The 23,340-nt window shown below is 33.2% G+C and carries 19 protein-coding genes; 9 read left to right on the top strand and 10 right to left on the bottom strand.

Features of this window, described 5'->3' with window-relative positions; genetic code table 11:
- The 7 genes from HX049_RS09480 to HX049_RS09450 all read left to right on the top strand — a co-directional run bounded on the left by HX049_RS09480 (position 1) and on the right by HX049_RS09450 (position 11,438).
- Positions 1-1,218: an exo-beta-N-acetylmuramidase NamZ family protein gene (locus tag HX049_RS09480; protein WP_286415571.1), complete on the top strand. Its 1,218-nt coding sequence runs from the start codon at positions 1-3 to the stop codon at positions 1,216-1,218.
- Positions 1,219-1,276: 58 nt separating this feature from the next.
- Entirely contained in the window at positions 1,277-2,788 is a 1,512-nt protein-coding gene (locus HX049_RS09475) for a histidine kinase (RefSeq protein ID WP_286415570.1), read from the top strand.
- Between the two features lie 105 nt (positions 2,789-2,893).
- Entirely contained in the window at positions 2,894-5,485 is a 2,592-nt protein-coding gene (locus tag HX049_RS09470; protein ID WP_286415569.1) for a zinc-dependent metalloprotease, read from the top strand.
- A 33-nt stretch (positions 5,486-5,518) separates the two neighbouring features.
- A complete protein-coding gene (locus HX049_RS09465; RefSeq protein WP_286415567.1) occupies positions 5,519-8,881 on the top strand; it encodes a SusC/RagA family TonB-linked outer membrane protein in 3,363 nt (1,120 codons plus the stop codon).
- A gap of 12 nt (positions 8,882-8,893) precedes the next feature.
- A complete protein-coding gene (locus tag HX049_RS09460) occupies positions 8,894-10,222 on the top strand; it encodes a RagB/SusD family nutrient uptake outer membrane protein (protein WP_286415566.1) in 1,329 nt (442 codons plus the stop codon).
- Positions 10,223-10,359: 137 nt separating this feature from the next.
- The gene (locus tag HX049_RS09455; RefSeq protein WP_286415565.1) at positions 10,360-11,121 is read left to right on the top strand and encodes a LytR/AlgR family response regulator transcription factor; all 762 of its coding nucleotides are present in this window, start codon (positions 10,360-10,362) and stop codon (positions 11,119-11,121) included.
- 110 nt (positions 11,122-11,231) lie between these two features.
- Complete coding sequence (locus HX049_RS09450; RefSeq protein WP_041889138.1) at positions 11,232-11,438, top strand: hypothetical protein; 207 nt, start codon at positions 11,232-11,234, stop codon at positions 11,436-11,438.
- Positions 11,439-11,441: 3 nt separating this feature from the next.
- Here HX049_RS09450 and HX049_RS09445 read toward each other — a convergent pair whose 3' ends face one another.
- Positions 11,442-11,939, bottom strand: a complete 498-nt coding sequence (locus tag HX049_RS09445) for a YkgJ family cysteine cluster protein (protein WP_286415564.1) — start codon at positions 11,937-11,939, stop codon at positions 11,442-11,444.
- A gap of 63 nt (positions 11,940-12,002) precedes the next feature.
- On the opposite strand from HX049_RS09445, the gene HX049_RS09440 reads away from it, so the two are divergent.
- The gene (locus HX049_RS09440) at positions 12,003-12,713 is read left to right on the top strand and encodes a class I SAM-dependent methyltransferase (protein ID WP_286415563.1); all 711 of its coding nucleotides are present in this window, start codon (positions 12,003-12,005) and stop codon (positions 12,711-12,713) included.
- A gap of 48 nt (positions 12,714-12,761) precedes the next feature.
- On the opposite strand, the gene HX049_RS09435 is transcribed toward HX049_RS09440, so the two are convergent.
- The 8 genes from HX049_RS09435 to HX049_RS09400 form a co-directional block, all read right to left on the bottom strand.
- Positions 12,762-13,166, bottom strand: a complete 405-nt coding sequence (locus tag HX049_RS09435; RefSeq protein ID WP_006257205.1) for a DUF2059 domain-containing protein — start codon at positions 13,164-13,166, stop codon at positions 12,762-12,764.
- Between the two features lie 39 nt (positions 13,167-13,205).
- Positions 13,206-13,838 (bottom strand): 7-carboxy-7-deazaguanine synthase QueE, encoded by a 633-nt coding sequence (locus HX049_RS09430; RefSeq protein WP_286415562.1) that lies wholly within the window; start codon positions 13,836-13,838, stop codon positions 13,206-13,208.
- Between the two features lie 116 nt (positions 13,839-13,954).
- A complete protein-coding gene (locus HX049_RS09425) occupies positions 13,955-15,610 on the bottom strand; it encodes a tetratricopeptide repeat protein (protein ID WP_286415561.1) in 1,656 nt (551 codons plus the stop codon).
- A gap of 32 nt (positions 15,611-15,642) precedes the next feature.
- Positions 15,643-16,599, bottom strand: a complete 957-nt coding sequence (locus HX049_RS09420; protein ID WP_286415560.1) for a PstS family phosphate ABC transporter substrate-binding protein — start codon at positions 16,597-16,599, stop codon at positions 15,643-15,645.
- A 334-nt stretch (positions 16,600-16,933) separates the two neighbouring features.
- Positions 16,934-17,788 (bottom strand): energy transducer TonB, encoded by an 855-nt coding sequence (locus tag HX049_RS09415; protein ID WP_286415559.1) that lies wholly within the window; start codon positions 17,786-17,788, stop codon positions 16,934-16,936.
- Between the two features lie 24 nt (positions 17,789-17,812).
- On the bottom strand, positions 17,813-18,352 hold the full coding sequence (locus HX049_RS09410) for an ExbD/TolR family protein (protein ID WP_006257210.1): 540 nt from the start codon (positions 18,350-18,352) through the stop codon (positions 17,813-17,815).
- An 18-nt stretch (positions 18,353-18,370) separates the two neighbouring features.
- Entirely contained in the window at positions 18,371-19,000 is a 630-nt protein-coding gene (locus tag HX049_RS09405; protein WP_286415558.1) for an ExbD/TolR family protein, read from the bottom strand.
- Positions 19,001-19,082: 82 nt separating this feature from the next.
- Positions 19,083-19,922, bottom strand: a complete 840-nt coding sequence (locus HX049_RS09400) for a MotA/TolQ/ExbB proton channel family protein (RefSeq protein ID WP_006257212.1) — start codon at positions 19,920-19,922, stop codon at positions 19,083-19,085.
- A gap of 339 nt (positions 19,923-20,261) precedes the next feature.
- Here HX049_RS09400 and HX049_RS09395 point away from each other — a divergent pair, with 339 nt between their 5' ends.
- Positions 20,262-21,800: a helicase HerA-like domain-containing protein gene (locus HX049_RS09395; RefSeq protein WP_286415557.1), complete on the top strand. Its 1,539-nt coding sequence runs from the start codon at positions 20,262-20,264 to the stop codon at positions 21,798-21,800.
- Positions 21,801-21,844: 44 nt separating this feature from the next.
- On the opposite strand, the gene HX049_RS09390 is transcribed toward HX049_RS09395, so the two are convergent.
- Positions 21,845-23,179, bottom strand: a complete 1,335-nt coding sequence (locus HX049_RS09390) for an FAD-dependent oxidoreductase (protein ID WP_286415556.1) — start codon at positions 23,177-23,179, stop codon at positions 21,845-21,847.
- Between the last annotated feature and the right edge of the window lie 161 nt (positions 23,180-23,340).

The following is a 23,340-nucleotide window of genomic DNA, read 5'->3' as shown; positions in this document are numbered from 1 at the left end:
ATGATATCGAATTCAAGTTTCAAAAATACATTATTATTCTTAGTCTGTCTATTAGCACTAAGTGTTAATTTTAATACTTATGCAAAAAACACATCTAATAAACATGATAATAACAATGCTATCTCAGTAGGAGCCGAACGATTATCTGCTTACTTTGAATTAGTAAAAGACAAAAATGTAGGAGTACTGACTAACCAGACGGGAGTGATTAAAAATGCTGATGGTTCTTATACCTCTACAGTGGACTTCTTGTTAGCAAACAAAGTAAATGTAAAGAAAATCTATGCTCCTGAGCACGGCTTTAGAGGTACAGCTGATGCTGGTGAACTTGTAAAAGATGGCAAGGATACAAAGACAGGCTTACCTATCATTTCTCTATATGGAAATAATAAAAAACCTTCTGTTGATCAATTAAAAAACATTGACATTATGTTATTCGATCTACAGGATGTAGGAGCGAGATTTTATACTTACATTTCTTCTCTACACTATCTAATGGAGGCGTGTGCAGAACAGAATATCCCTGTGATCGTATTAGACAGACCTAATCCTAATATCGCGATTATAGATGGTCCTACACTAGATATGAAGAATAAAAGCTTCGTAGGGATGCACCCTATTCCTGCGATGCATGGAATGACAATAGGTGAATATGCTAAAATGATCAATGGGGAGAAATGGTTAGCGAATGGAATACAGTGTGACCTGACTGTAATCCCTGTAGATAACTATACTAGACAGATGAGCTACTCACTACCTGTAGCACCATCACCTAATCTACCTAATGATCAGGCTATAAATCTATATGCTAGTTTATGCTTCTTCGAGGGGACTAATGTTAGCTCTGGTAGAGGGACAGACTTACAGTTTCAGATATATGGCTCACCTTTCTTAACGAAAATGCCTTATCAGTTCACTCCTAAGCCTAACGCTGGTGCTAAAGACCCTATGAACAATGGTAAACTGTGCTATGGAGAAAACCTATCTAAAGAAAATAAGGTGTCTAAAATAGAACTAAAATGGTTGCTAAAAGCATATAATAGTTCTACGAATAAAGATAAATTCTTTACTAACTTCTTTATAAAACTAGCGGGTACTGCTGACTTAAAAGCTCAAATCACAGCTGGTAAAACAGAGAAAGAAATTCGTCAATCATGGCAAAGTGGGCTAGACAAATTTAAGATTACACGTCAGCCTTATTTACTATATCACAACTAACTTATAAACTTCAGCAAGGACATTGAAGAACAAAATATTTATATCGCGCAAAACCTTTATGGCTATCGGAATCGTTATTCTAATGATTACGATAGGTGCTATATATATGTTGAGTTCTTCTATTAATCAGAGCAATGAGGACACTTATAAGTATATCACTTCTAAAAACTTTTATCAAAAGCTACGTTCGTTAGAACTAGAGTTTAATAAAATAGATCGTCATCTAAACTCTCTAGACCATATTACTAAAAACACTCCGATAGGTCAACTTTCTCTAAAGTATGAAACGCTTAATCAGATGTATAATCTAGATGGTGTAGTCTCTCTAAACTGGTACTTCAGAGTAAATCAGAACAATGAGATTATAGAGGCTCATATAGGTAGAGATAGAGAGATAGATAAGGATAATATATTCAATAAAATAATCTTAGCGAACCCTGATCATTCTCATAAAAACACTTTTGTAGAACAAAATGGTTTCCAATACTGGCTGATGTATCACAGTACGCCTATCGCTAATAACGAACGACTCATCTACGGTATCGTGGTAGATATGGCGCTATATCATAAATACCTAACGAATATAGATGTGACGACACCGAACTACGCTTATATATTCACTAAAGATGGGTTGTGCATTTATCATCCGGAAGATAGTCTGATGGGTAAAAATGTATTCGAGCTTAGTAACTTCTCTGCTCAAGATACAGTTCGCAAAACAGATCCTGCTAATCCTCCTATCGTTAACTCTGAGTACTTAAACTTAGAGGTATTCCGATTTATCAGTCCTTTTAAATCCGAAAACTTCTCTGGTTATATTACAGTCAACTTTCCCAAGTTTAACGTAGATGATAATATCAAACCGATCAGACGCAATACGATTCTTATCTTTCTGACAACCGTAACTATTCTATTCTCCCTGTTTTATATCTTCAGTATGGCGAATAAGAAAGCCTATCTAGAGAAAGAGTTATTAGCTGTAGAAAATGAGAAGATTAGTAAAGAGAAAGCTTTAATTCAATTGCAACAATTAAAGAATCAGATCAACCCTCATTTCTTATTTAACTCGCTGAACTCTCTCTATATGCTCATAGAGCTAGAGCCTAAAACAGCACAGAAGTTTACATTAAATTTAAGTAAAACTTACCGTTACTTAATAACACCTCCTGCAGAAAACATTGTAGACATAGAGAATGAAATAGAGTTTATAGAAAAGTATATCACGCTACAGAAAACCAGATTTACGAAAGAATTACACTTTGATTTACTCGATCAAAGAACAGAGAAATCACATCAAAAAATTCCGTTTTTAGGATTGCAAATCTGTGTAGAAAATGCGCTTAAACACAATATAGCTACTACAGAACATCCTTTATTTATAGAGATATTAATCCAAGATGATGAAGTAATTATCACAAATAATTATCAACCTAAAAAAACTACTTCAGAGAGTGAGCTTTTTGGTCTAAAATACTTAGATTCAATCTATAACTATTATAACGTTCTAGGGTACGAGACCAAATGTGAAGAAGGTAAATTTATTTGCATTTTGCCTTTGATCAAATGTTAAAGTTATCCACTCACTCCCCTATTCCATCCATTCACTCCCAAAAATTTTAAGCATAGAGGTAAGTCAGTTAGTTTTATAGTGACTTAATAATAACTTAACATAACAATGGATAAAAACACGGTTAAACTAAGTATCAGTGCTTTAATATTTTCTTACTGCCTGGCACAGGTACCACCAGCCTATGCTGCTAAGAAAAAGAACACCCCAAAAACTGAAAAAACAGTAACCACAGAAAAAGACTCAACAGATAGTAAAAAAGATGACTATGCTGACCTAATCAAAAAGGGAGTCTATACTAAAGGGATGTTTAATACGATTCAGGTAAAAACTGATATCTATTTTGAAATCCCAGACAGCTTACTAAACCGTCAATTTTTAATCGTTAATAAATTATCTCAAGTTCCTTTAGAAGTGAATGATGCTGGTGCAAATACTGGTATGAACTATGAGAATAAACTGATTACATTTCACAAAGATACGATTGCAAAAAAAGTATGGGTTAAAACAATCACCCCTAGAGTTTCTTCTCCTGCTGATGATGCAATTACTAAATCAGTAAAAACAAACTTTATAGAATCAGTACTAGAAGTATTCGACATTGAAGCTCAAAGTCCAGACTCTACAGCTACTGTAATTAAAGTAAATAAAGTTTTTGACGGAAATCAAAAGAGTTTTAATGATGTATTAAATGGACTAGGTCTTCCTACGTCTATTAAAACAAACTTATCTTATATAGAGGGAGTAAAGACATTCCCTGAGAATATCGTAGTTAAATCTTTATTAACAACTAGTGTTAATGAAGGGTCTGGAGACTTACCTGTATCTTTAGGAGTAACGAGTAATATCGTATTACTATCAGAGAAACCTATGCAACCGCGTATAGCTGATAAAAGAGTAGGTTACTTCACAGAGAAACATTGGTTCTTCAGTGATGCGCAACACAAAATGAAAGAACAAGAGTTCATCACGAAGTGGCGCATGGAACCAAAAGAAGAAGATGTAGAAAAATATTTAAGAGGTGAACTAGTAGAACCTAAAAAACCAATCGTATACTATATAGACCCTGCTACTCCACCCCAATGGAGAGCTAAAATTATAGCAGGGGTACACGATTGGCAAGTAGCATTCGAAAAAGCTGGTTTTAAGAATGCAATTATTGCTAAAGAACCTACTGAAGAAGATAAAGATTTTGATATCGATGATGTACGCTATTCTGTAATAACGTATGCTGCATCTCCTAAATCTAATGCTATGGGGCCATCTGTAATAGATCCTCGTAGTGGAGAGATTATCGAATCTGATATCATCTGGTGGCATAATGTAATGACTTCTGTACATAGCTGGATGCGTATACAGACAGGACCTATTGACCCTAAGGCTAGAGCAAATAAGTTCACTGATGAGCATATGGGAGAAGCTATACGCTTCGTATCATCTCATGAGGTAGGACACACTTTTGGTCTAAAACACAATATGGGTTCTTCTTATGCATTCCCAGTAGATTCGCTACGTTCAAAAGAATTCACTGATAAAATGGGAGGTACTGCTCCATCTATTATGGATTATGCTCGTTATAACTATGTAGCACAACCAGAAGATGGTGTAACTGCTATCACTCCGCAGATCGGTCTATATGACAAGTATGCTATCGAGTGGGGTTACCGTTGGTATCCAAATCAAGAAGAAGAAAAAACTGCACTTCGCAAAATGATAGAAGATCATCAGGATGATCCTATGTACTTCTATGGAGAGCAACAAAGTTCACTAAACATCGTAGATCCTCGTTCTCAATCAGAAGATTTAGGAGATGATGCTATGAAAGCTAGTGAATACGGATTAAAGAATTTAAAAATAGTAGTAGATAATATTATTCCTTGGACATACGAAGAAGGAGAGGATTACTATGAAGCTGGTAAATTATACATGGGAGCTATAGGACAATGGCAAATGTATAATCAACATGTGTTAAACAATATCGGAGGGGTTTATCTAAACCATGCAGTATACGGAAACAACAAAAAAGCATACGAGCCTGTCCCTTACGAGAAACAAAAAAGAGCAGTAGAGTATTTGGCTAAAAATGCTTTACAAATTCCAACATGGTTGTTCTTTAATGAAGTAGTTGAAAACACATATAGCTTAAAAGACTCTCCTGTAGGTCCATTCGAATACTCACCATATTCGTTAGCTAGAGAACTACAATATTCTACACTGTACTACACCCTAATGGATGAACGTTTATTACGTCTATTAGAAAATGAAGTACAACAAGTAGAATTAGGTAAAGAGAAAAACTTTACGATAAATGATTTGTTTTCAATGCTTAATAGTGAGATTTTTGCACCCACAAAAAAAGGAAAGAGTTTATCTATCCTAGAGCGTATGACTCAAAAGAACTATGTAGATGCTCTAATCATAGATGTAAACAAGCTATTCGAAAAGACTAGTAAAAAAGGTTTACTAACTGCGCACTCTCTTCAGTTCCCTACTCTATGTAATCATATAGAAGAGGATAACAAGTTGAGAAACATTAATTATACTGTAATGAAGCGAGTATCAGAAGTTACTTCTTACAAAAAAGGTGAGTTAATGAACATTAAAAATACACTTACTAAAAAGAAAAATAGCGGAGATAAAGCTACTCGTACACACTATGCTGATCTAATTAATAGAATAAACGAAGCTTTAAATCTATAGAAATAAACTAACCCCAATTTTATTAAAGGAAACATGAAAAAACTTTTTCTCCTTTTCTCACTCCTTACTATTTCTCTTGCCTTCGCGCAAGAGAAAAGAGTGATCACTGGTCTTGTCCAAGATAGCGTGGATAAGCTAGGATTGCCTGGTGCCTCAGTAATTGTAGAGACACAGACAGTGTCTAATGCTACATCGCAAGCAGGTATCGTAGAAAGTACTAGTATTGGTACTATGACTGATTTTGATGGTAACTTTACCTTAGAAGTACCACAAGATACTAAAAGCATTCGTATCAGTTTTATAGGATATGAATCTAAATTAATCACTTTGAACACTAAAGGTCATTATGTAGTAACTTTAGGTGCTGACCCTGATATTTTAAACGAAGTGGTTATCACTGGATACCAAACAATCGAAAAAAGAAAGCTTACATCATCAGTAGCTCAAGTGAGTATGGCTGAGATCAACCAAAATGGTGTAGCTAGTGTGGATCAGATGTTAGCTGGGCAAATAGCAGGGGTAGCAGTAGCACCTCTAACTGGTGCTCCAGGTGGACCAGCTAAAATTAGAATACGAGGTACTGCTTCATTGAATGGTCCACAAGATCCTCTATGGGTACTAGATGGTATGCCACTAGAAGGAAACGATATTCCTAACTTTAATGATAAAGATAATATCGACCAGCTTCAAAACTTCTCTATCGCAGGATTAAATCCTGACGATATACAAGATATTACAATCCTAAAAGATGCTTCTGCTACTGCTATCTACGGAGCTAGAGCAGCAAATGGAGTAATATTAATTACTACTAAAAAGGGTAAAAAAGGTGATATGAAAGTGAACTTCACGGCTAATACATTCATCAACTCTAGCCCAGATTTCAAGAAATTGAACTTAATGAACTCGGATCAAAAAGTTGACTTTGAATTAATGTTAGCAGGTAGATCTGATATCTTTAACAGTAGAAGTAATCAAGGCGAAGTAATGCGTATCTTGAATGGAAGTAATGAATTAGATATGTATAGAAACGGTGGCTTTGATGCATTATCGTCTGCTACTCAAGCTACTATTAACAACCTTAGAAAAACAAATACAGACTGGGGTAAAGAGATTTATCGTCCTACTTTTAACCAGCAGTATGGCTTAAGCCTTTCTGGAGGTAATGATATGAATGATTACTACTTTTCCTTAGGTTACTATAATGAGGAAGGTGCAACTATTGGTACAGGTTTCGAACGTTACAACATTACGTTAAAAGATAACTATCAAGTAAGCGACAAACTTAAAGTAGGTGTAGCTTTATTTGGTACTCAAACTAAAAAGAAAAACTTTGTGACGGATGCAGATGCTGCTATCAACCCTTCTAATTACTCAAGAAATGCCAACCCTTACTTAGCACCTTATAATACAGATGGTAGCTATATGTATGATAAAGATATTGATGGATTCAGTGGTAGATATGTACCTTTTAACTTCGCAGAAGAAAGAGCGAATACTAGCTATGAGTTAGTTAATAAATCTTTTAAAGCGGTATTCGATTTAGAATACCAATTATTTAATGATTTAAAATTAACCTCTCAATTAGGTTTACAACTTGACAAGAGTGACACTGAAAAATACTTAGGTAAAGAAACTTACTCTACTCGTAAGTTCAGAGAAAAAACTAGATATTGGGATAGCGCTGCTAAAGATTTTAAATACTTCTTACCTGATGGTGGAATTATAGAGAACTTTAACGATGATAGTTTCCAATACAACTGGAAAACTCAAGCTACATACAATGCAATCTTTAATGATATGCACGAAGTAGATGTAATGGCTGGTATGGAGATTAGAAAAACAGATCAGACAATCATCAAATCTAAAGGGTTTGGTTATGACCCTAACTCATTAACAACTAAGCCCATCATATTTCCAGTAGGAAGTACAGATGCTAATGATAAAGTCTATGAGCAATACAAAAAAACACAGAATGAAAATGCTTATGCCTCTTTCTTTGCTACTGCATCCTATACTTACAATAGAAAATATACAGTATTCGGAAGTGTACGTGCTGATGGATCTAACTTATTCGGTGTAGATCCTAAATATAGATATGTTCCTCTATGGGCTGTATCAGGTTCTTGGTTAGTATCTAGAGAGAAGTTTATGGAGAACTTAGATTTCGTAAGTAATCTACGTTTACGTGCTTCTTATGGACTACAAGGAAATATAGATAGAACAACATCTCCTTATCTATTAGGAGAATATAATATATCTACTATACTTCCTGGTTATCCTGAAGGAAATATACAAGCAATCAATGCCCCAAATGGAACATTGCGTTGGGAGAAAACAACAAATACAAATGTTGGATTTGACCTAGGTTTATTCAATAACAGAATTTCTGTTGCTTTCGATGCCTACAATAGAAAAGGTACGGACTTAATAGGGCTTAAGGCATTACCTCTTGAAACAGGTTTTGAATGGACAAATATGAACTGGGCTCAAGTGACAAATAGAGGGTATGAAATCTCGTTAACAACTAGAAATATTGTTACTCCTGATTTCTCTTGGACTACTACTTTTAACTTTGCTCACAACAAAAGTAAAGTAGATAAAATACAAATCTATGATAATGAAACTTTACCATCAAGAGAAGGACTACCTGTTAACTCAGTTTTTGTAATCAAAACAGCAGGACTAGATGACAAAGGAAACATTCTATTCTGGAAAGACGGTGAAAAGGTTACTGGTAAAGAATTCTTTAAACTAAGGGATCCAATGGAAGAATTCATGCCAGGTTACATGGTTGAATCTACTCTTACACCTCAAGAATATAGAGATTTATATTCTTATGCTGGAGATAAAGATCCTAAATACACAGGAGGATTAATAAATACATTTAAACTTAAGAACTTTGATTTAACAATATCAGCAGCTTTTAATTTAAAACAAACAATTCAGAAAACACCTTCTTATAAAGCAGCAGAAATAGATCCTGGTAAAAATTATACCACAGATCTACTTAACATGTGGATACCAAACAACCCTAATGGAACATTACCTGGCTTAATAGCTGACGATAATGATGGTAATTGGGGAGCTGATAATGACAACTGGATGTTAGCAAAATGGTTTGCTGGTGGTGATAATGGAAACTCATACAGATATTTAGATATCTGGACAAAAGAAATAAGTTACTTACGTATTAGTAGTATTCGTTTAGGATACACACTTCCTAAGGATCTACTTAAAAAACTGAATGTAGACAACATTAGATTCACTGTAGAAGGTCGTAACCTATTTGTATTCGGATCAGACTATAAAGGTTACTTTGATCCTGAGACCTATGGTAATATCTATGCACAGCCAATCCAAAAGTCATTTACTTTAGGATTAAATGTAACATTCTAATATCGAATCATCATGAAAAAAATAATACTATTATTAAGTGGTTTATTCCTTGGATTAACTACTGTTAGCTGTGATAATTTTTTGGATATAGAACCGACAGGAAAGATAATTCCAAAAACAACTGAAGATTATCGAAGAATTATGGTTTCTGCTTATGGCAAATATCCAAGTCATAAGTCACTTACAAATTTCCGTACAGACGAAGTTAAAATCATATTAGATCCTGAATCTACTAACTTCATGGGAGTAAAAGATGTATATACATTCCAAGATCTAAATCCTGTTAAACAGACTAAAAGTTTTGGATATCTACAGTTCTATGAAACGATATTTTATACAAATGATTTAATTGATAATGGATCACAATCAATGCAAGTTGGTGATGAGAAAGAACAATTACTTGGAGAAGCATACGGATTAAGGGCTTTAGCTTACTTTGATTTATTAAACTTATACGCTAAACCTTTTGACAAAAATACCGCTACAACTGAACCGGGAGTTGTCTTACAGCTAAAGCATGAAATAGAATATAAAAAAAAGAAGTCCACAATAATTGAAGTTTATACACAAATACACTCTGATATAGAAAATGCTAAAAAGCACCTAAGAGTAACTACTTATGAAGCTGGGCTAAACTACCGCTTTACATTAGCTGCTATCTATGCATTAGAAGCTAAAGTAAACTTATATCAAAAAGAATATGAAGCAGCTTTAACAAGTGTGGATCAAGCATTAAGATATAAGAATGAAATACAAGATCTAAATAAGGATACAAAAACTTCTGTAGCTAGCTTTAAATCAGTAGAATCAATCTTAGCTTTAGAAGAAGGTCTTACTTCTGATCTAAGAACTACAGCTCTGTTGTCAGATGAACTGTACAATACTTATGATAGAGAGAATGACTTGCGTTTTGATGCTTCTTTTGAGTTAGCAAAGGATTTCTACATTAGTAAGAAAACAGGAAATGGAGAAATGAAAGCATCATTCCGTACTTCAGAATTATATATGATCAAAGCGGAAGCATTAGGTCACTTAAACAGATTAGCAGAAGCTAAAAGTACAATAGAAAAATTGATAGTTAGCAGATATAAGCCAGAAGCTGCTGCAAAGGTAATACAGCAACTTTCTGGTTTAGATCAAAAAGGATTTATCTCTTTTATACTTGACGAAAGAAATAAAGAGTTCGCTTTAGAAGGTCATAGATGGTTTGACTTAAGACGTCTTAACCAAAAGAAAATAGTACACAAATTTGGTAATGATACGTTTACTCTAACAGAAAATGACTTGAGATATACACTCCCATTCCCAAAAGAAGCAAGAGAAAACAACCCAAATCTATAGTCTTCGCCAGACTCATAAACAAAAAAGCCACTCGATATCGAGTGGCTTTTTTAATATCCTTTCCCTTAATTATAGCCTAGAGCTCTACGTGCTAAGTATAAATTATATTTTATACTTTTGTACAAATTTATCACCACATGAAAATTGCTATAGTAGAAGACGAAAGCTTAGCTTCAAATTACTTAAATTCTTTGCTTTTAAGACAAGAACACCTTTCTATAAATGATATAGTTATCCTATCATCTGTAAAGGAAGCTACCGTCTTCTTTTTAGCAAATAAAGTTGATTTGATTTTCATGGATATCCATTTAGGTGATGGAAAGAGTTTAGAAATATTTGAACATATAGAGATAAAAACACCTATTATCTTTATTACTGCTTATGATTCTTATGCTATACAAGTGTTTAAGCAATTCACGATTGATTATATACTGAAACCATTTACTAGTGAAGAATTAGATGATGCTCTAATTAAGTTTAAAGAGATTAGTAAACAATTTGAGATTACTCCTACCTTAGATAGTTTAGCTAAAATAGAAAATGGGAATGATTCTTCAATCAAAGAACGTTTTCTAGTAAATAATGGACATAAATTAAAATCTATAGAAAAAGATCAAATAGCATACTTTGTTGCTTCTGGTAAACATTTATTCCTATATACTTTTGACAACAATTCATACATCTACGATGATACGATAAAAGATATCATTAGTAAACTAGATAGTAAAACCTTCTTCAAAATAAATAGAAAGTATATCATTAATATAAAATCAGTAGCTGATATTATTAAACATAATAGTCAAAAAATAGAACTTAAGATTACTCCTAAGCCTGAAGACGAAGCACCTATTTTAGTAAGTAAAAACCAAATACTAGAGCTTAAAACTTGGTTGAGTTAATTATTGTTACACTCATTATTATAAAGGCTAAATTTTCTAATTCTTTTAAGATAATTCAGTACTTATAATTGTTATATTTGAGATAACACAATAACATAAACTAAAAAAATATGGATTTAGGTGAGCGCTTAATCAACTTTGTTGATACGATATTAGATATGTTTAATGCTATAAAAGGCTATTTAGAAAATGCTGTAGCTTTTTTTGAAAAACTAAAAAACAAAATCATAGAACTACTTGAGTATTTTACTGAACAGGTAGAAGATATCACAGAAGAGAATTTGAAAGCATTAGAAGAAGAGCACTTCTTCATCTAATACTTATTTTAATATAATTCGTCTCTTCATCTCCTCTACTACTTCATAAGCAGCAGGACATATTGCTACATTTTTAAGTGTAAGATTAGATATCTGATTAAACTTCTTTCTGTCAGTATGAGGATATTCACGACAAGCTTTAGGTCGAACTTCATATATCATACAGTAATTTTCATTATCTAAAAATGTACAAGGGAGACTCTGTAAGACATAATCACGATCCTCATCAATATATAGGTACTTATCTATAAATTGCTGGGGTTTTATTTTTAAATGCTTTGCGATACGTTCTATATCCGCATTCGTAAAAAGAGGCCCAGTTGTTTTACAACAATTAGCACAACTCAAACAATCTGTCTTCTTAAACACATTGTCATGGATTTCTTGCATTTGATAATCTAAATCTTTAGGTGCCTTCTTTTTTAGTTTATCAAAATACTTCTTATTTTCATTATGCTTATCTTTGGCCAACTTAGGAAGTTGTGAAAGTGTTTTATCCATTTATATTATTTTGGATACAAAATTACAACAACTCTACTTTAATTTTAAAAGAAAGATTAAATAATGAAAGACCTTTTAGGAAAAGCTATTTTAGATTTTCAGACAAATAATCATCCACAGAATGTAATCACCGAAACAGATATCTCTGAAGCAGAAGAAATGGATATTGCTTATCTATTTAGAAGTTATAAAGAGATGCCAAAGATCGAACAGAAAGCTCTTAATATGGTTAAAGGAAGAATACTTGATGTAGGATGTGGAGCTGGTACTCACTCTTTTTATCTACAAGAAAAAGGAGCTGATGTAAAAGCTATAGATATTTCTCCTAACTCTATAGAAGCTTGTAAACTAAGAGGAATTAAAAATGCATCAGTTCAAAACTTACTAGATTTAACAAACGAAAAATTCGATACTATTCTACTATTAATGAACGGTACAGGTATCTTCGGAAGATTAATAAATACAACTAAATATCTACAGCACTTAAAATCTTTATTAAACCCTGGTGGGCAAATACTAATTGATAGTTCTGATCTAATCTATATGTTTGATGAAGACGAAGATGGAGGTAAATGGATACTCATGGAAAATAAAGATTATTATGGAGAATTAACCTTTACTGTAGAATATAAAGGAGAAATTGATGATCCCCTTGAATGGCTTTATCTTGATTATAACACACTTCAAAATGCTGCGCATAGCAACGGATTAGAATGTGAACTTATTACAGAAGGTGATAACTGTGATTATCTAGCAAGACTGAGTGTTCAATAAATCGAACAATAAAAAAAGCTCTATGTTGTCACATAGAGCTTTTTATTATTATTCTTGCATATACTTCATCATAATACCTTGTAGTCCTACTGCCCACTCCTCTCCTACTTTTTGACCTTTTTCAAAAAGCACTTCACTCTTATCACTAAGTTTTTTACCTACAGGAGACTCATAAAACTGAATAAGTTGTTTAACATCTTCATGACTAAATTCTGTCATATACATCTCTGCCATCTTATCAACTAAAACAACCATGCTTGCTTTTAATTCTTTTTCAAAATCTGCACGTTTAGTTTCCTCTACATTTAATGACAATTCTTTAGTTAACAATTCAAACGTCTTTAATTGTCCGCTCAAATCCATATACTTTTTAGTATCAGCTTTAAATGCATCTTGTGCAAAAGAAAACTGAGCTACTAATACCATTGCAAAAGCAAGTATTATTTTTCTCATAGTTTTTATTTTTAAACCTTCTTGTAAATTTAAAGCTATTTAAGGAATATCCAAATATTTATGTGTTTGAACAGAGATTTTCCATTTAGGATTTCTCTTTACATACTCAACAATAAGAGAGTTCATCTCAGCGCGTTTACTCCATTCTACTTGTAACAACAATAACGCATTTTCATTCACTCTTGCTGCTTGTTCCTCTGCAAAAATAAAATCATGCTTGTTATATATCACTACCTTTAACTCATTAGCTGCGTCATACACACTTTGAGTAGGTAATTTATTTTTTTTAGGAGATAAACATATCCAATCAAAATTCCCTGTTAATTCGTAAGCACCAGATGTCTCTATATTCGTTCGTAGCCCTGCTTTCTTAAGTTCAGCTGTAATCACATCTAAGTTATACATCAAAGGCTCGCCTCCTGTTATGACAGCTAAATTAGCTTCTTCACGTGCACGTGACACTATCAGCTGAACATCAGTTAAAGGATGTAATTCAGCGTCCCAACTCTCTTTTACATCACACCAATGACATCCAACATCACATCCACCTAATCTAATAAAATACGCTGCATGACCAGAATAAAATCCTTCCCCTTGAATAGTATAAAACTCTTCCATTAGAGGTAATATTCTCCCTTCATCTAATGCTTCTTTATCGTAATCTTTCGTCATTTTATTTTTTACATTAAGACAACAAAGATAAATGATAATAACATTCTAATAAACAATAACTAAAAAAACTCAACTGTAAAATCACAATTGAGTTTTCTTGATATTTAATATTCTTATTATTGTAATGCTTTAATAGTATTCTTCGCAAACTCATTTTGGGGATCCAACTCTAATACTTTATTAAAGAACTTAATAGATTCAGCATTTTCCTCTTGATTAGCATGATAAGTAGCTAAAGAAGTATAAGCTTCAATTACTCTGTCTTTATTATCAGCTTTATCTAAAACACCTGCTTCTGTAAGCTGTTTAATAAAACCAGAATACGATTCATATACTTTCTTATAAGCCTCATCATCTTTCAGAAGACGATTAGCTCTAGCCTTAAAGAAATAAGCTTCAGCTAACTTTACATCACCTTCAATTGCAATTGCAAAATATTTATCAGCTTCCTTTAAAGCTTGCTCATTATTACCACTTTCATCATCTCTTCCTACTACATAATAACAATATCCTGCGTAATAATTATCATACACGTAATTACTTTGTCCTTTAATAGCACCTGAAATCACAAATACATCAATAGCTTCTTTTAAATTATTCTTTCTGAATAATTCTAAGCCTAATGCATGGAACTCTTCTGCTACTTCAGGATCCACTTTGACAGCTTGTTTCAGACTTTCTACACCCTTAGCATAATACCCATTATTATCTTTAGCTACATTCAAATAACTAATACCTAAATACAAATGATCTCTACCAATGGTTTTTTTTGCTTTAGAAATATATTTCTCTAAACCTTCTACAGCTACAGTGTAATTAGCATTATGATAACCAGCGTAACCTAAATATCTAAAAATACGATTATTTACTCCTTCTTCATTTTTAAGAGAATTAGCTAAGCTTTCTAGCTTAGTATACTCTCCAGTTACCAAAAGAAAATCAGCATACTTCATTCTAGCCTCGAGAGAGTTATCTGATGCACTAATATACTTTTGAAAATATTCTTCAGCTTTAGCCATATTTTGCTCTTTCTTAGAACTATCCTGAACTGACCATAAATAGTAACTATCAGCAATTTCTCTTAATGCAGGAGCATACTGTGGATTAACAGCTAAAATTTCTTCACATGCTTTTATAGCCTCAGCAAAACCACGTCCTCTCTTAGTAATAATAGCCAATTGTAATTTAGCATCTAACAATGACTCATCGTATGATATTGCATTTCTAAATGCAGAGAAAGCCTCATTAAAGTTATTCTCAGCCAAATAAGCCTTACCTAAAATATTATATGCGTTTGCATTAGTATAATCTGCGTTAATAACATCCTGAGCTATTGCAATTGCTTCTTTCGGTAATTTATTCTCTGAAGAAATATATGCTGAAGCAACTAATAACTTTTCATCATAGTCTTTTTTTCGAATACTATTTAAAGCCTTATCTAAATTTTCTTTAGCTAAAGGGATATTATTTTCTTCCAAGGCTAATTGTCCTAATCCAATATAATTAAGAAAACCTTTACTCTTAATTGCTATACCCTTCTCAAAATAAGAGCGAGCAGATTCTACTTCATCTTCTAGTAAGAACACATCCCCAAGATAATAATAGTTTTTACCATCATTAGGTTTACTTTCAACTAAAGACTTTAAAATAGCCTTTGCTTTATCATATTGTTCATCCTGAATAGCTCTCTTAGCTGTTTCTAAGTCTTGAGCAAAGCTTGAAACACTAATTAGAGCTATTGCTAGTAATGATTTTAGATTTCTTTTATTCATAATCTAGATATAATTTGATTTAACGATTTTTCCTAAATTTCTTTTCTCACATTCAATTCTCTAGGTGGAACTTTAAAGGGAACAAGCTTAGATTTTAAAACAATACGCTGTCCTTTATATCCAGCGATATAAGAAGCATACCCCACACCCAAACCAGACTTCCCTTGAATATCCACCACGTAAAGATCTCTAGTTAATGGATAGGTACCTTCCGCAATATTATTTTGTGATGGTTTATAATACTTACCATCCTTACTATTCTTAACTGATAGTACTTTTAGTTGGGATAATTTCTCTTCCAATTCCAAAGTTGGTTGTGTTAGCCAATTCAAACCAATAACCCCAATAGCATTTGGATTTTTCACTACATAATCAATCACTCCTTCTGTATCACCACCAAAATATGCATAGTCCTTCACGAACTCTTTTACATTGGCTTTTTCTTTGAAAGCTGAAACTATACTAGAGTTAACATTATCAAATACAAGTATATGATTATCTCTTGGTTCAGAATTAGGTTTTTGCAAATTACTTAACACCTGTCCATAATCAATAACACTGTCATTAAAAACCTTACTTGTCACAAAAACTATTGCATCTGTTGCAAAATGAGTCATCTTAGGTTTTACTCTACCTTTAAAATGCACTACCTCTTTCTCTGTAAGTTTACGAGGTAACACAGCTACACGAATAGAATCATTCATTAGCATATTCAACACTTCTCCTTCTGCTTTCTTAACCAAATCGACTTTCACTCTATTATACTCATACATAAATATTTCATTCACTTCATTCGCTATTGGATAAACTGATTCATCAACAAGAATACGTGTATAACCAGAAACTGGTGTTTCATCTAATGCTTTATAATCTATCTCAACATTATTTTGGGTAGATTGTACTTCTTTCTTTTTACATTGTATGAAAATAACTGAAAATGCAGTCAAAGCCAAAACATAGCTTAAAACTCTAAAACCTCTTTTTATCATTTAATAAGTAGTATCTAAAAATCTTATTTTATAAAGATAGAAAAAACAAATAACTTCCATTGTTAAGATTTGAACAAAAAAAGAAAGCCGCTAAAAGCGGCTTCATATTTTAAGAATCAGTCCTGATTCCAAAGTCTTATAAATCTAAATACTCCATACACAATTAATAGTCCACCAAAAAGCATTCTATGTGTGTATTCAAGGGCTATAGGCATATTATCCCAAAACAAAAACATGCAACCTAATCCTAAATAAAGCAAAAAGAAGCATAGTCCGAAAACAAACAGAAATCGCTGAACTAGCGATTTCTGTTGAAATTTATTTTTAAACATACCTATTGTACTTGGATAGTAATTGGTAATGTAAATTGTGATCTAACACTTCTATTGTTTTGAATAGCAGGTTTCCATTTAGGCATAGATTTCAGTACACGTACAGCTTCTTTACCAGCACCGTAACCTGGGTCACGAGCAACTTTAATATCAGTTAATGAACCATCTATCTCAACAATAAACTGAACGATAACTTGGATTCTTTTCACTCCTGAATCAATATCTGGTGTTCTGAATCTACTGATAAACTGCTTGTTAAAAGCTGCCATACCACCTGGGTATTCTGCTCTAACTTGTACTGCTACGAATACCTTATTAGGGTCTCCATCTCCAGATACTTCTTGTTTTTTATCTTTATCAGCTTCTCCTGTACCTTCTCCAGTTTTGATTTCACCTTTTTCCTTATCTCCTTTAGCGTCTTTCACTCCAGGATCTGCGTCTTTAAGGTCTTCTTGAGTAGTTAACTTCTCAGTTACTTCCTCTTTTTTCGCTACTTCAGGTTCAACGAATTTTTTAGTATCATTCACGTTCTTCACTTCCTCTACTGGTGGTGGAGGTGGTGGTGGAACATCTTCTGGTGGTGGAGGTAATTCCTCTACCGGTGGTGGAAGATCGATCTCCTTAATTTCTAAAGGCACATCATATTTCTCCACATTTTTAACTCCAAAAGTACCTTTTGCCATGTCTATCAACATTGGAGAAGCAATTGCTAATCCAAAAAGAGCCATACCAGCAAACAAAGCTACTGTAGTAACCTTTGGGTTTTCTGATCTTAATTGATAAGCTCCGTAAGATTTGTTACGTCCTTCGAAAACAATATCAATCCAATCTTTTTTAAAGATATTTAATTTTGACATTTCTTTTTATTATTTAGACGTTAACTATTTCTCACCTAAGAACTCTAAATCCTTATCAGAGATATCAACGATAGCATAAGTTTTAGTACCTGTAATTGCCATTTCGTCTAAGATATCTACTAGATTACGATAATTTGATTTCTCACTAGCTTTGATAATTACAATTAAGCCATCTTCAGGATTTTGAGAATAAGCCAAAGCTTTTTTGGTATTCTCCATTATTACTTTTCTTATCCCGTTTTGACCGTATGAACTATCTGTAGGTCCCACTAATGGTTCATGAGGCATCCCCATATACCATTTAATTTTATTATCCGCACCGATTAAGACAGTCATCGTACGATTCTCATCTACCTTCGTTTTATCTTCTTTCTTTGCTTCTTCAGACTTGTCTGGCATAGCTAAGTTCATCGACTGCGGTTTATTCATTGATGTAGTCAACATAAAGAAAGTAATCAATAAGAAAGCAAGATCCACCATCGCAGTTAAATCCACTCCAGCATTCTGCTTTTTACTTCTTACTTTTTTATCCTTGTCGCCTCCACCTGTATTTAATTCAGCCATTTACAGTTTGTTTAATGATTAAAAATCCTCATTTCTTAGACCTGTTACCAAGTAGAACTTGTTTAGACGTTGCTCTTGCATAACATCCATAACGCTTTTCACTTTTGGATAGTTTACAGTTGCATCAGCTTTAATTGCTACCTCAAGAACTTTATTGTTCAAGTCTTTAGCTACGATACGAGCTGTCTGAACCCAATCCTTTAATTGGTTATTTACAGAATCTGTAGGAATCCCAGGTTGGTTTGAAGTAACTTTATTTCTAACATCTGGCGGAAGATTTAAGAAACTTTTCAAATCTTGCATTGGTGTACCAACACCTTCTAAGAATGAAAAAGTCTTTTTCTCTTCATCATTAAATTCTATATTGTAACGCTCTCCCATTTTTTCAAGGGTTGCGATACGATCCTCTCTACCTAAAACCCCAAAGAAAACCTTTTCTGATCCTTCTTCACCTCCGATAGTAACCGTAGCTAAATTTACCTCAGGTAATTTAGTTTGTACTGTTGAAGATGGAGTATCCACAGGTAATGGTTCTGGCATTTTAGCAGTAGAAGTCAATACGAAGAAAGTCAAAAGTAGGAACGACACGTCACACATTGCGGTCATATCCACTCTCATACTTTTCTTTTTCATTTTACCTTTTGCCATTGATAGTGTTTTTTTATAAACTAAACCTGTATTGATTCTAAGTCTACACAGGCTTAGTATTATTATTATTTACTTATTCTAATTACTTTACTAAACCTTTGAATCTTCTGTAAGATTGAGTAATAGCAAATCCTGCTTCGTCAATTGAATAAGTTAATCTATCAATTTTAGTTGTAAATGAGTTATACATAACAATAGCTAATGTAGAAGTACCAATACCTGTTGCAGTACATACTAACGCCTCAGAAATACCTGTTGCTAATGCAGCTGAGTCAGGAGTACCAGAAGTTGCTAAAGCTGAGAACGCTTTAATCATCCCTGTTACTGTACCTAATAATCCTACTAACGTACCAATAGATACTAATGTAGCTAATACGATCATGTTTCTTTCTAACATTGGCATCTCTAAAGTAGTAGCCTCTTCGATTTCTTTTTGAATTGCTTCAGTAGCTTCTTCGCTATTGAATCCTTCTTTTTTCATTTCTTCATACTTGATTAATCCAGCTTTTACTACGTTAGCTACTGACCCTTGTTGAGCGTCACATGCATCCATAGCCTCGCTGATTCTTCCAGCATTGATGTTTCCTTGTAAGTCTTGTACGAATTTACCTACGTTACCTTTTCCTGATGCTTTAGAAATTACAAAGAATCTCTCGATTGAGAAAACTACAGTCATTGTTAATAATCCAATTAACGCCGCTACTACAATTCCTCCTTTATAAACCATTCCCATGAAGTTTCCTGGTAGTGGATGTCCGTTTTCTGGATCACCGTTTTCAAAGTTAGCTGGGTTACCCATTACAAATTTCCAGATAATGTAACCAAATACAATACAAAATACTACTGCTAGTGATGCAATTACTCTGCTTGCTCCTGAACTAGATCCTTTTTTCTCAACTGATTCGTTTGATACTTTTGTCATCTTTTTAAAAATTTAATTCTTTTTTTTTCAATTATTACTTATTACTTATTTTCTCTTTTAAAACTAATGAGAGTCGCAAATTTATGTTTTTAGATCAAATAAAAAAATTTATAATGATTTTTTTCAACTCTTTCTTTCTTGATTTAACACAGAGGAAATTTAACACCCCGTATTAAAAGGAAATGTTAAGCTAAGGTAAAGATAACAACTCTAAATGAAATAAACTAAAGCATTTTTTACATTACCTTCAAATTTAACATTTCAAATTTATATATAATTTATTTTGCGAATACATTATCTTTGTTAAAGTTTAAAGATGTTTTTTACAAAATGACAACTATGAATAAAGAAAACTTCAGCACTAATCTCCAACAAGGCTATTCTTTTAAAGGAGATTATATTACTATAGGTGCAGCAAAATTAGAAGGTGAGATTCTAGCCGATCACTTTATCAATATTCCGCTCAAAACCATTAATAGACATGGACTTATAGCAGGGGCAACTGGTACTGGTAAAACCAAAACAATACAAGTATTATCTGAGCAACTTTCGGCTAAAGGTATACCTGTTTTAATGATGGACATTAAAGGTGACTTTAGTGGTATAGCGATGAGTGGTGTAGAAAATGACTTTATAAAAGACAGGCATTCTAAGATGAACTTGCCTTTTACACCTTCTGGATTCCCTGTGGAGCTATTATCAATTTCGCAACAAAATGGCGTAAGACTTAGAGCTACCATAACTGAATTTGGTCCAATCTTATTCAGTAGAATACTAGATTTAAATGAAACTCAGTCAGGTATCGTCTCTCTTGTGTTTAAATATTGTGATGATAAGCAACTTCCTTTACTAGATTTAAAAGACTTTAAAAAGACTCTTCAGTACTTAACCAACGAAGGAAAAGAAGAAATAGAGGCAGAATATGGCCGTATCTCTGCAGCTTCAACTGGAGCTATTATTCGAAAGATAATAGAATTAGAACAGCAAGGTGCAGATATATTCTTTGCAGAACCTTCTTTTGACATACAGGATTTGATGCGTATTGATGAGAACGGTTATGGATATGTAAACATTCTACGTCTGACAGATATACAAGACAAGCCTAAACTTTTCTCTACTTTTATGCTAAACCTACTGGCACAAGTTTATTCTCAGATGCCAGAACAAGGGGATAGTGGACAGCCAGAACTAGTAATCTTCATAGATGAGGCACACTTAATATTTAATGAAGCTAGTAAAACGCTATTAAATCAAATAGAAACAATTGTAAAATTAATACGCTCTAAAGGAATCGGAATCTACTTTATCACACAGAATCCAACAGATATTCCTAATGGTGTACTAGCGCAACTGGGTCTAAAAATACAACATGCTCTACGCGCATTCACAGAAAAAGATCGCAAAGCAATCAAAACTGCTTCCGAAAACTTCCCTTCTACTGAGTATTATAAGACTGATGAGATTATTACTTCTATGGGAACAGGAGAAGCTTTAGTCACTGCTCTAAACGAAAAAGGTATCCCTACCCCACTTGCAGTATGTACTATGCGTGCACCTATGAGTAGAATGGATATCTTATCTGATCAAGAAATAAATGACCTTATAACCAAATCTTCTCTTGCTAAAAAATACAATGAGTATTTTGACAGAGAAAGTGCTTATGAAATATTAAATGCAAAACTAGAAGCTCTAAAACAAGAAGAACAAAAGGTAAAAGAAACGACTACAAAAACAAGCACTACTAAAACACAACAAGGAAATAGCGATGTTACAAAAGGAATTATTAAAGTTGTAACTAGCGCTACTTTTATAAGAGGTGCTTTTGGTATCTTAAATAAAATATTATCAGGAGGGAACTCTAAGGGTAAACGTAAATAAATTCAAAAGGGTATATGTGATCACATATACCCTTCTTCATTATATTATAAAAGAGACTTTATCTTATTCATCACTTCTTCACTATCCCATTTGTGTATGATTCCGTCCATTTTCATTACCTCATCCATAATACCTGCCTGTCTATCTCCTTCTGCTAAAGCTGATACGTAACTTTCTGTACTAAATGTAACTCTATCGTATAAAGGCAACCATAGACTAGGATATTCAGCTGCAAATTTTGCCTCAATCTTTTTTCTTAACAAAAACATATCATCGGCCGTATCTTCACTCATCTCTCTAAAGTTGCGATAGGACAGTTCTGCTATAGCATCTCCATTAGGCTTTCTTTCTTCTTGGTATTTTTTTAGTACATCAAACCAACTATTATTTCCTACCTGATTTATTATTTGATTTAGCACATATACATCTTCCAATCCCGCATTTAATCCTTGCCCATAAAAAGGAACTACTGCATGTGCGGCATCACCGATAAGAGCAACCTTATCTTCAGACACCCAAGGAAAACACTTCATGGTTACCAATGAATTCACTGGGTTCTCTTTAAATTGCTCTAAATAATTTGGTATCAAAGCACCTACATCATTAAAATAAGCACCAAAGAACTTTCTAATCTCCTCATCTGTTTGAACAGTCTTAAAAGAGACTTCCCCCTCATATGGCATAAACAATGTACAAGTAAAAGAACCGTCAACATTCGCTAAAGCAATAAACATAAAATCTTTTCTTGGCCAAATATGAAATGCGTTCTTAGATAACTGATGTTCCCCATTAGGCATTGCCTCTATACGAAGTTCTTTATATCCTAAATGTAGATAGGATTGTTGATATTCAAATCGACTTTGCTTCTGCATTTTAGCTCTGACTCTAGAATACGCACCATCAGCCCCAAAGATCAAATCAGTTTTAATCTCATTCCACTGATCACTCTCTTTCTCTGCTGTATACAAGACCCCTTCTTTTAGATTAACATCCCAGATAGGAGTATCAAACTTAAATACCACTCCTTCTCTTTCTGCAATAGAAATCAAATCTTTATTTAACCCTCCTCTTGATATTGCCCATATTGAGTCTCCTTTTATACTATAAGGTTGATATTTGACATTACCATCCTCAGTATGGATTGCTCTTTCAGACATTGGAATACCTAGTTCCCTTACCTCATCTTCTATTCCTAATTCTTTTAATATACGCCACCCTCGATCTGATAAAGCTAAATTAATAGACCTCCCTCTAAAATCTATATTTCGAATATCCTCACTCTTATCATATACTGTTACTATATAGCCTTTCTTTTTTAAGCTGATTGCCAACACCACACCTACTAATCCACTACCAACTATTGAGACATCTTTTACCATGACGCTAACTAATTTATTTTTAACAAATTAAAATACAAATTCTTTGATTACTTATATTTTAACTCTAATATTCTAAGTATATTTAAGCAACAACACAACTAACAGATTCCCTATGAAAGATTTAATATGGATCCTAGTGATACTTCTTTTAACAGGGTGGT

Source organism: Myroides odoratimimus (assembly GCF_030326305.1).
Classification (GTDB): Bacteria; Bacteroidota; Bacteroidia; order Flavobacteriales; family Flavobacteriaceae; genus Flavobacterium; species Flavobacterium odoratimimum_A.
Note: the sequence above shows the minus strand (reverse complement) of the source record. Positions and strands in the feature narration are given on the sequence as shown.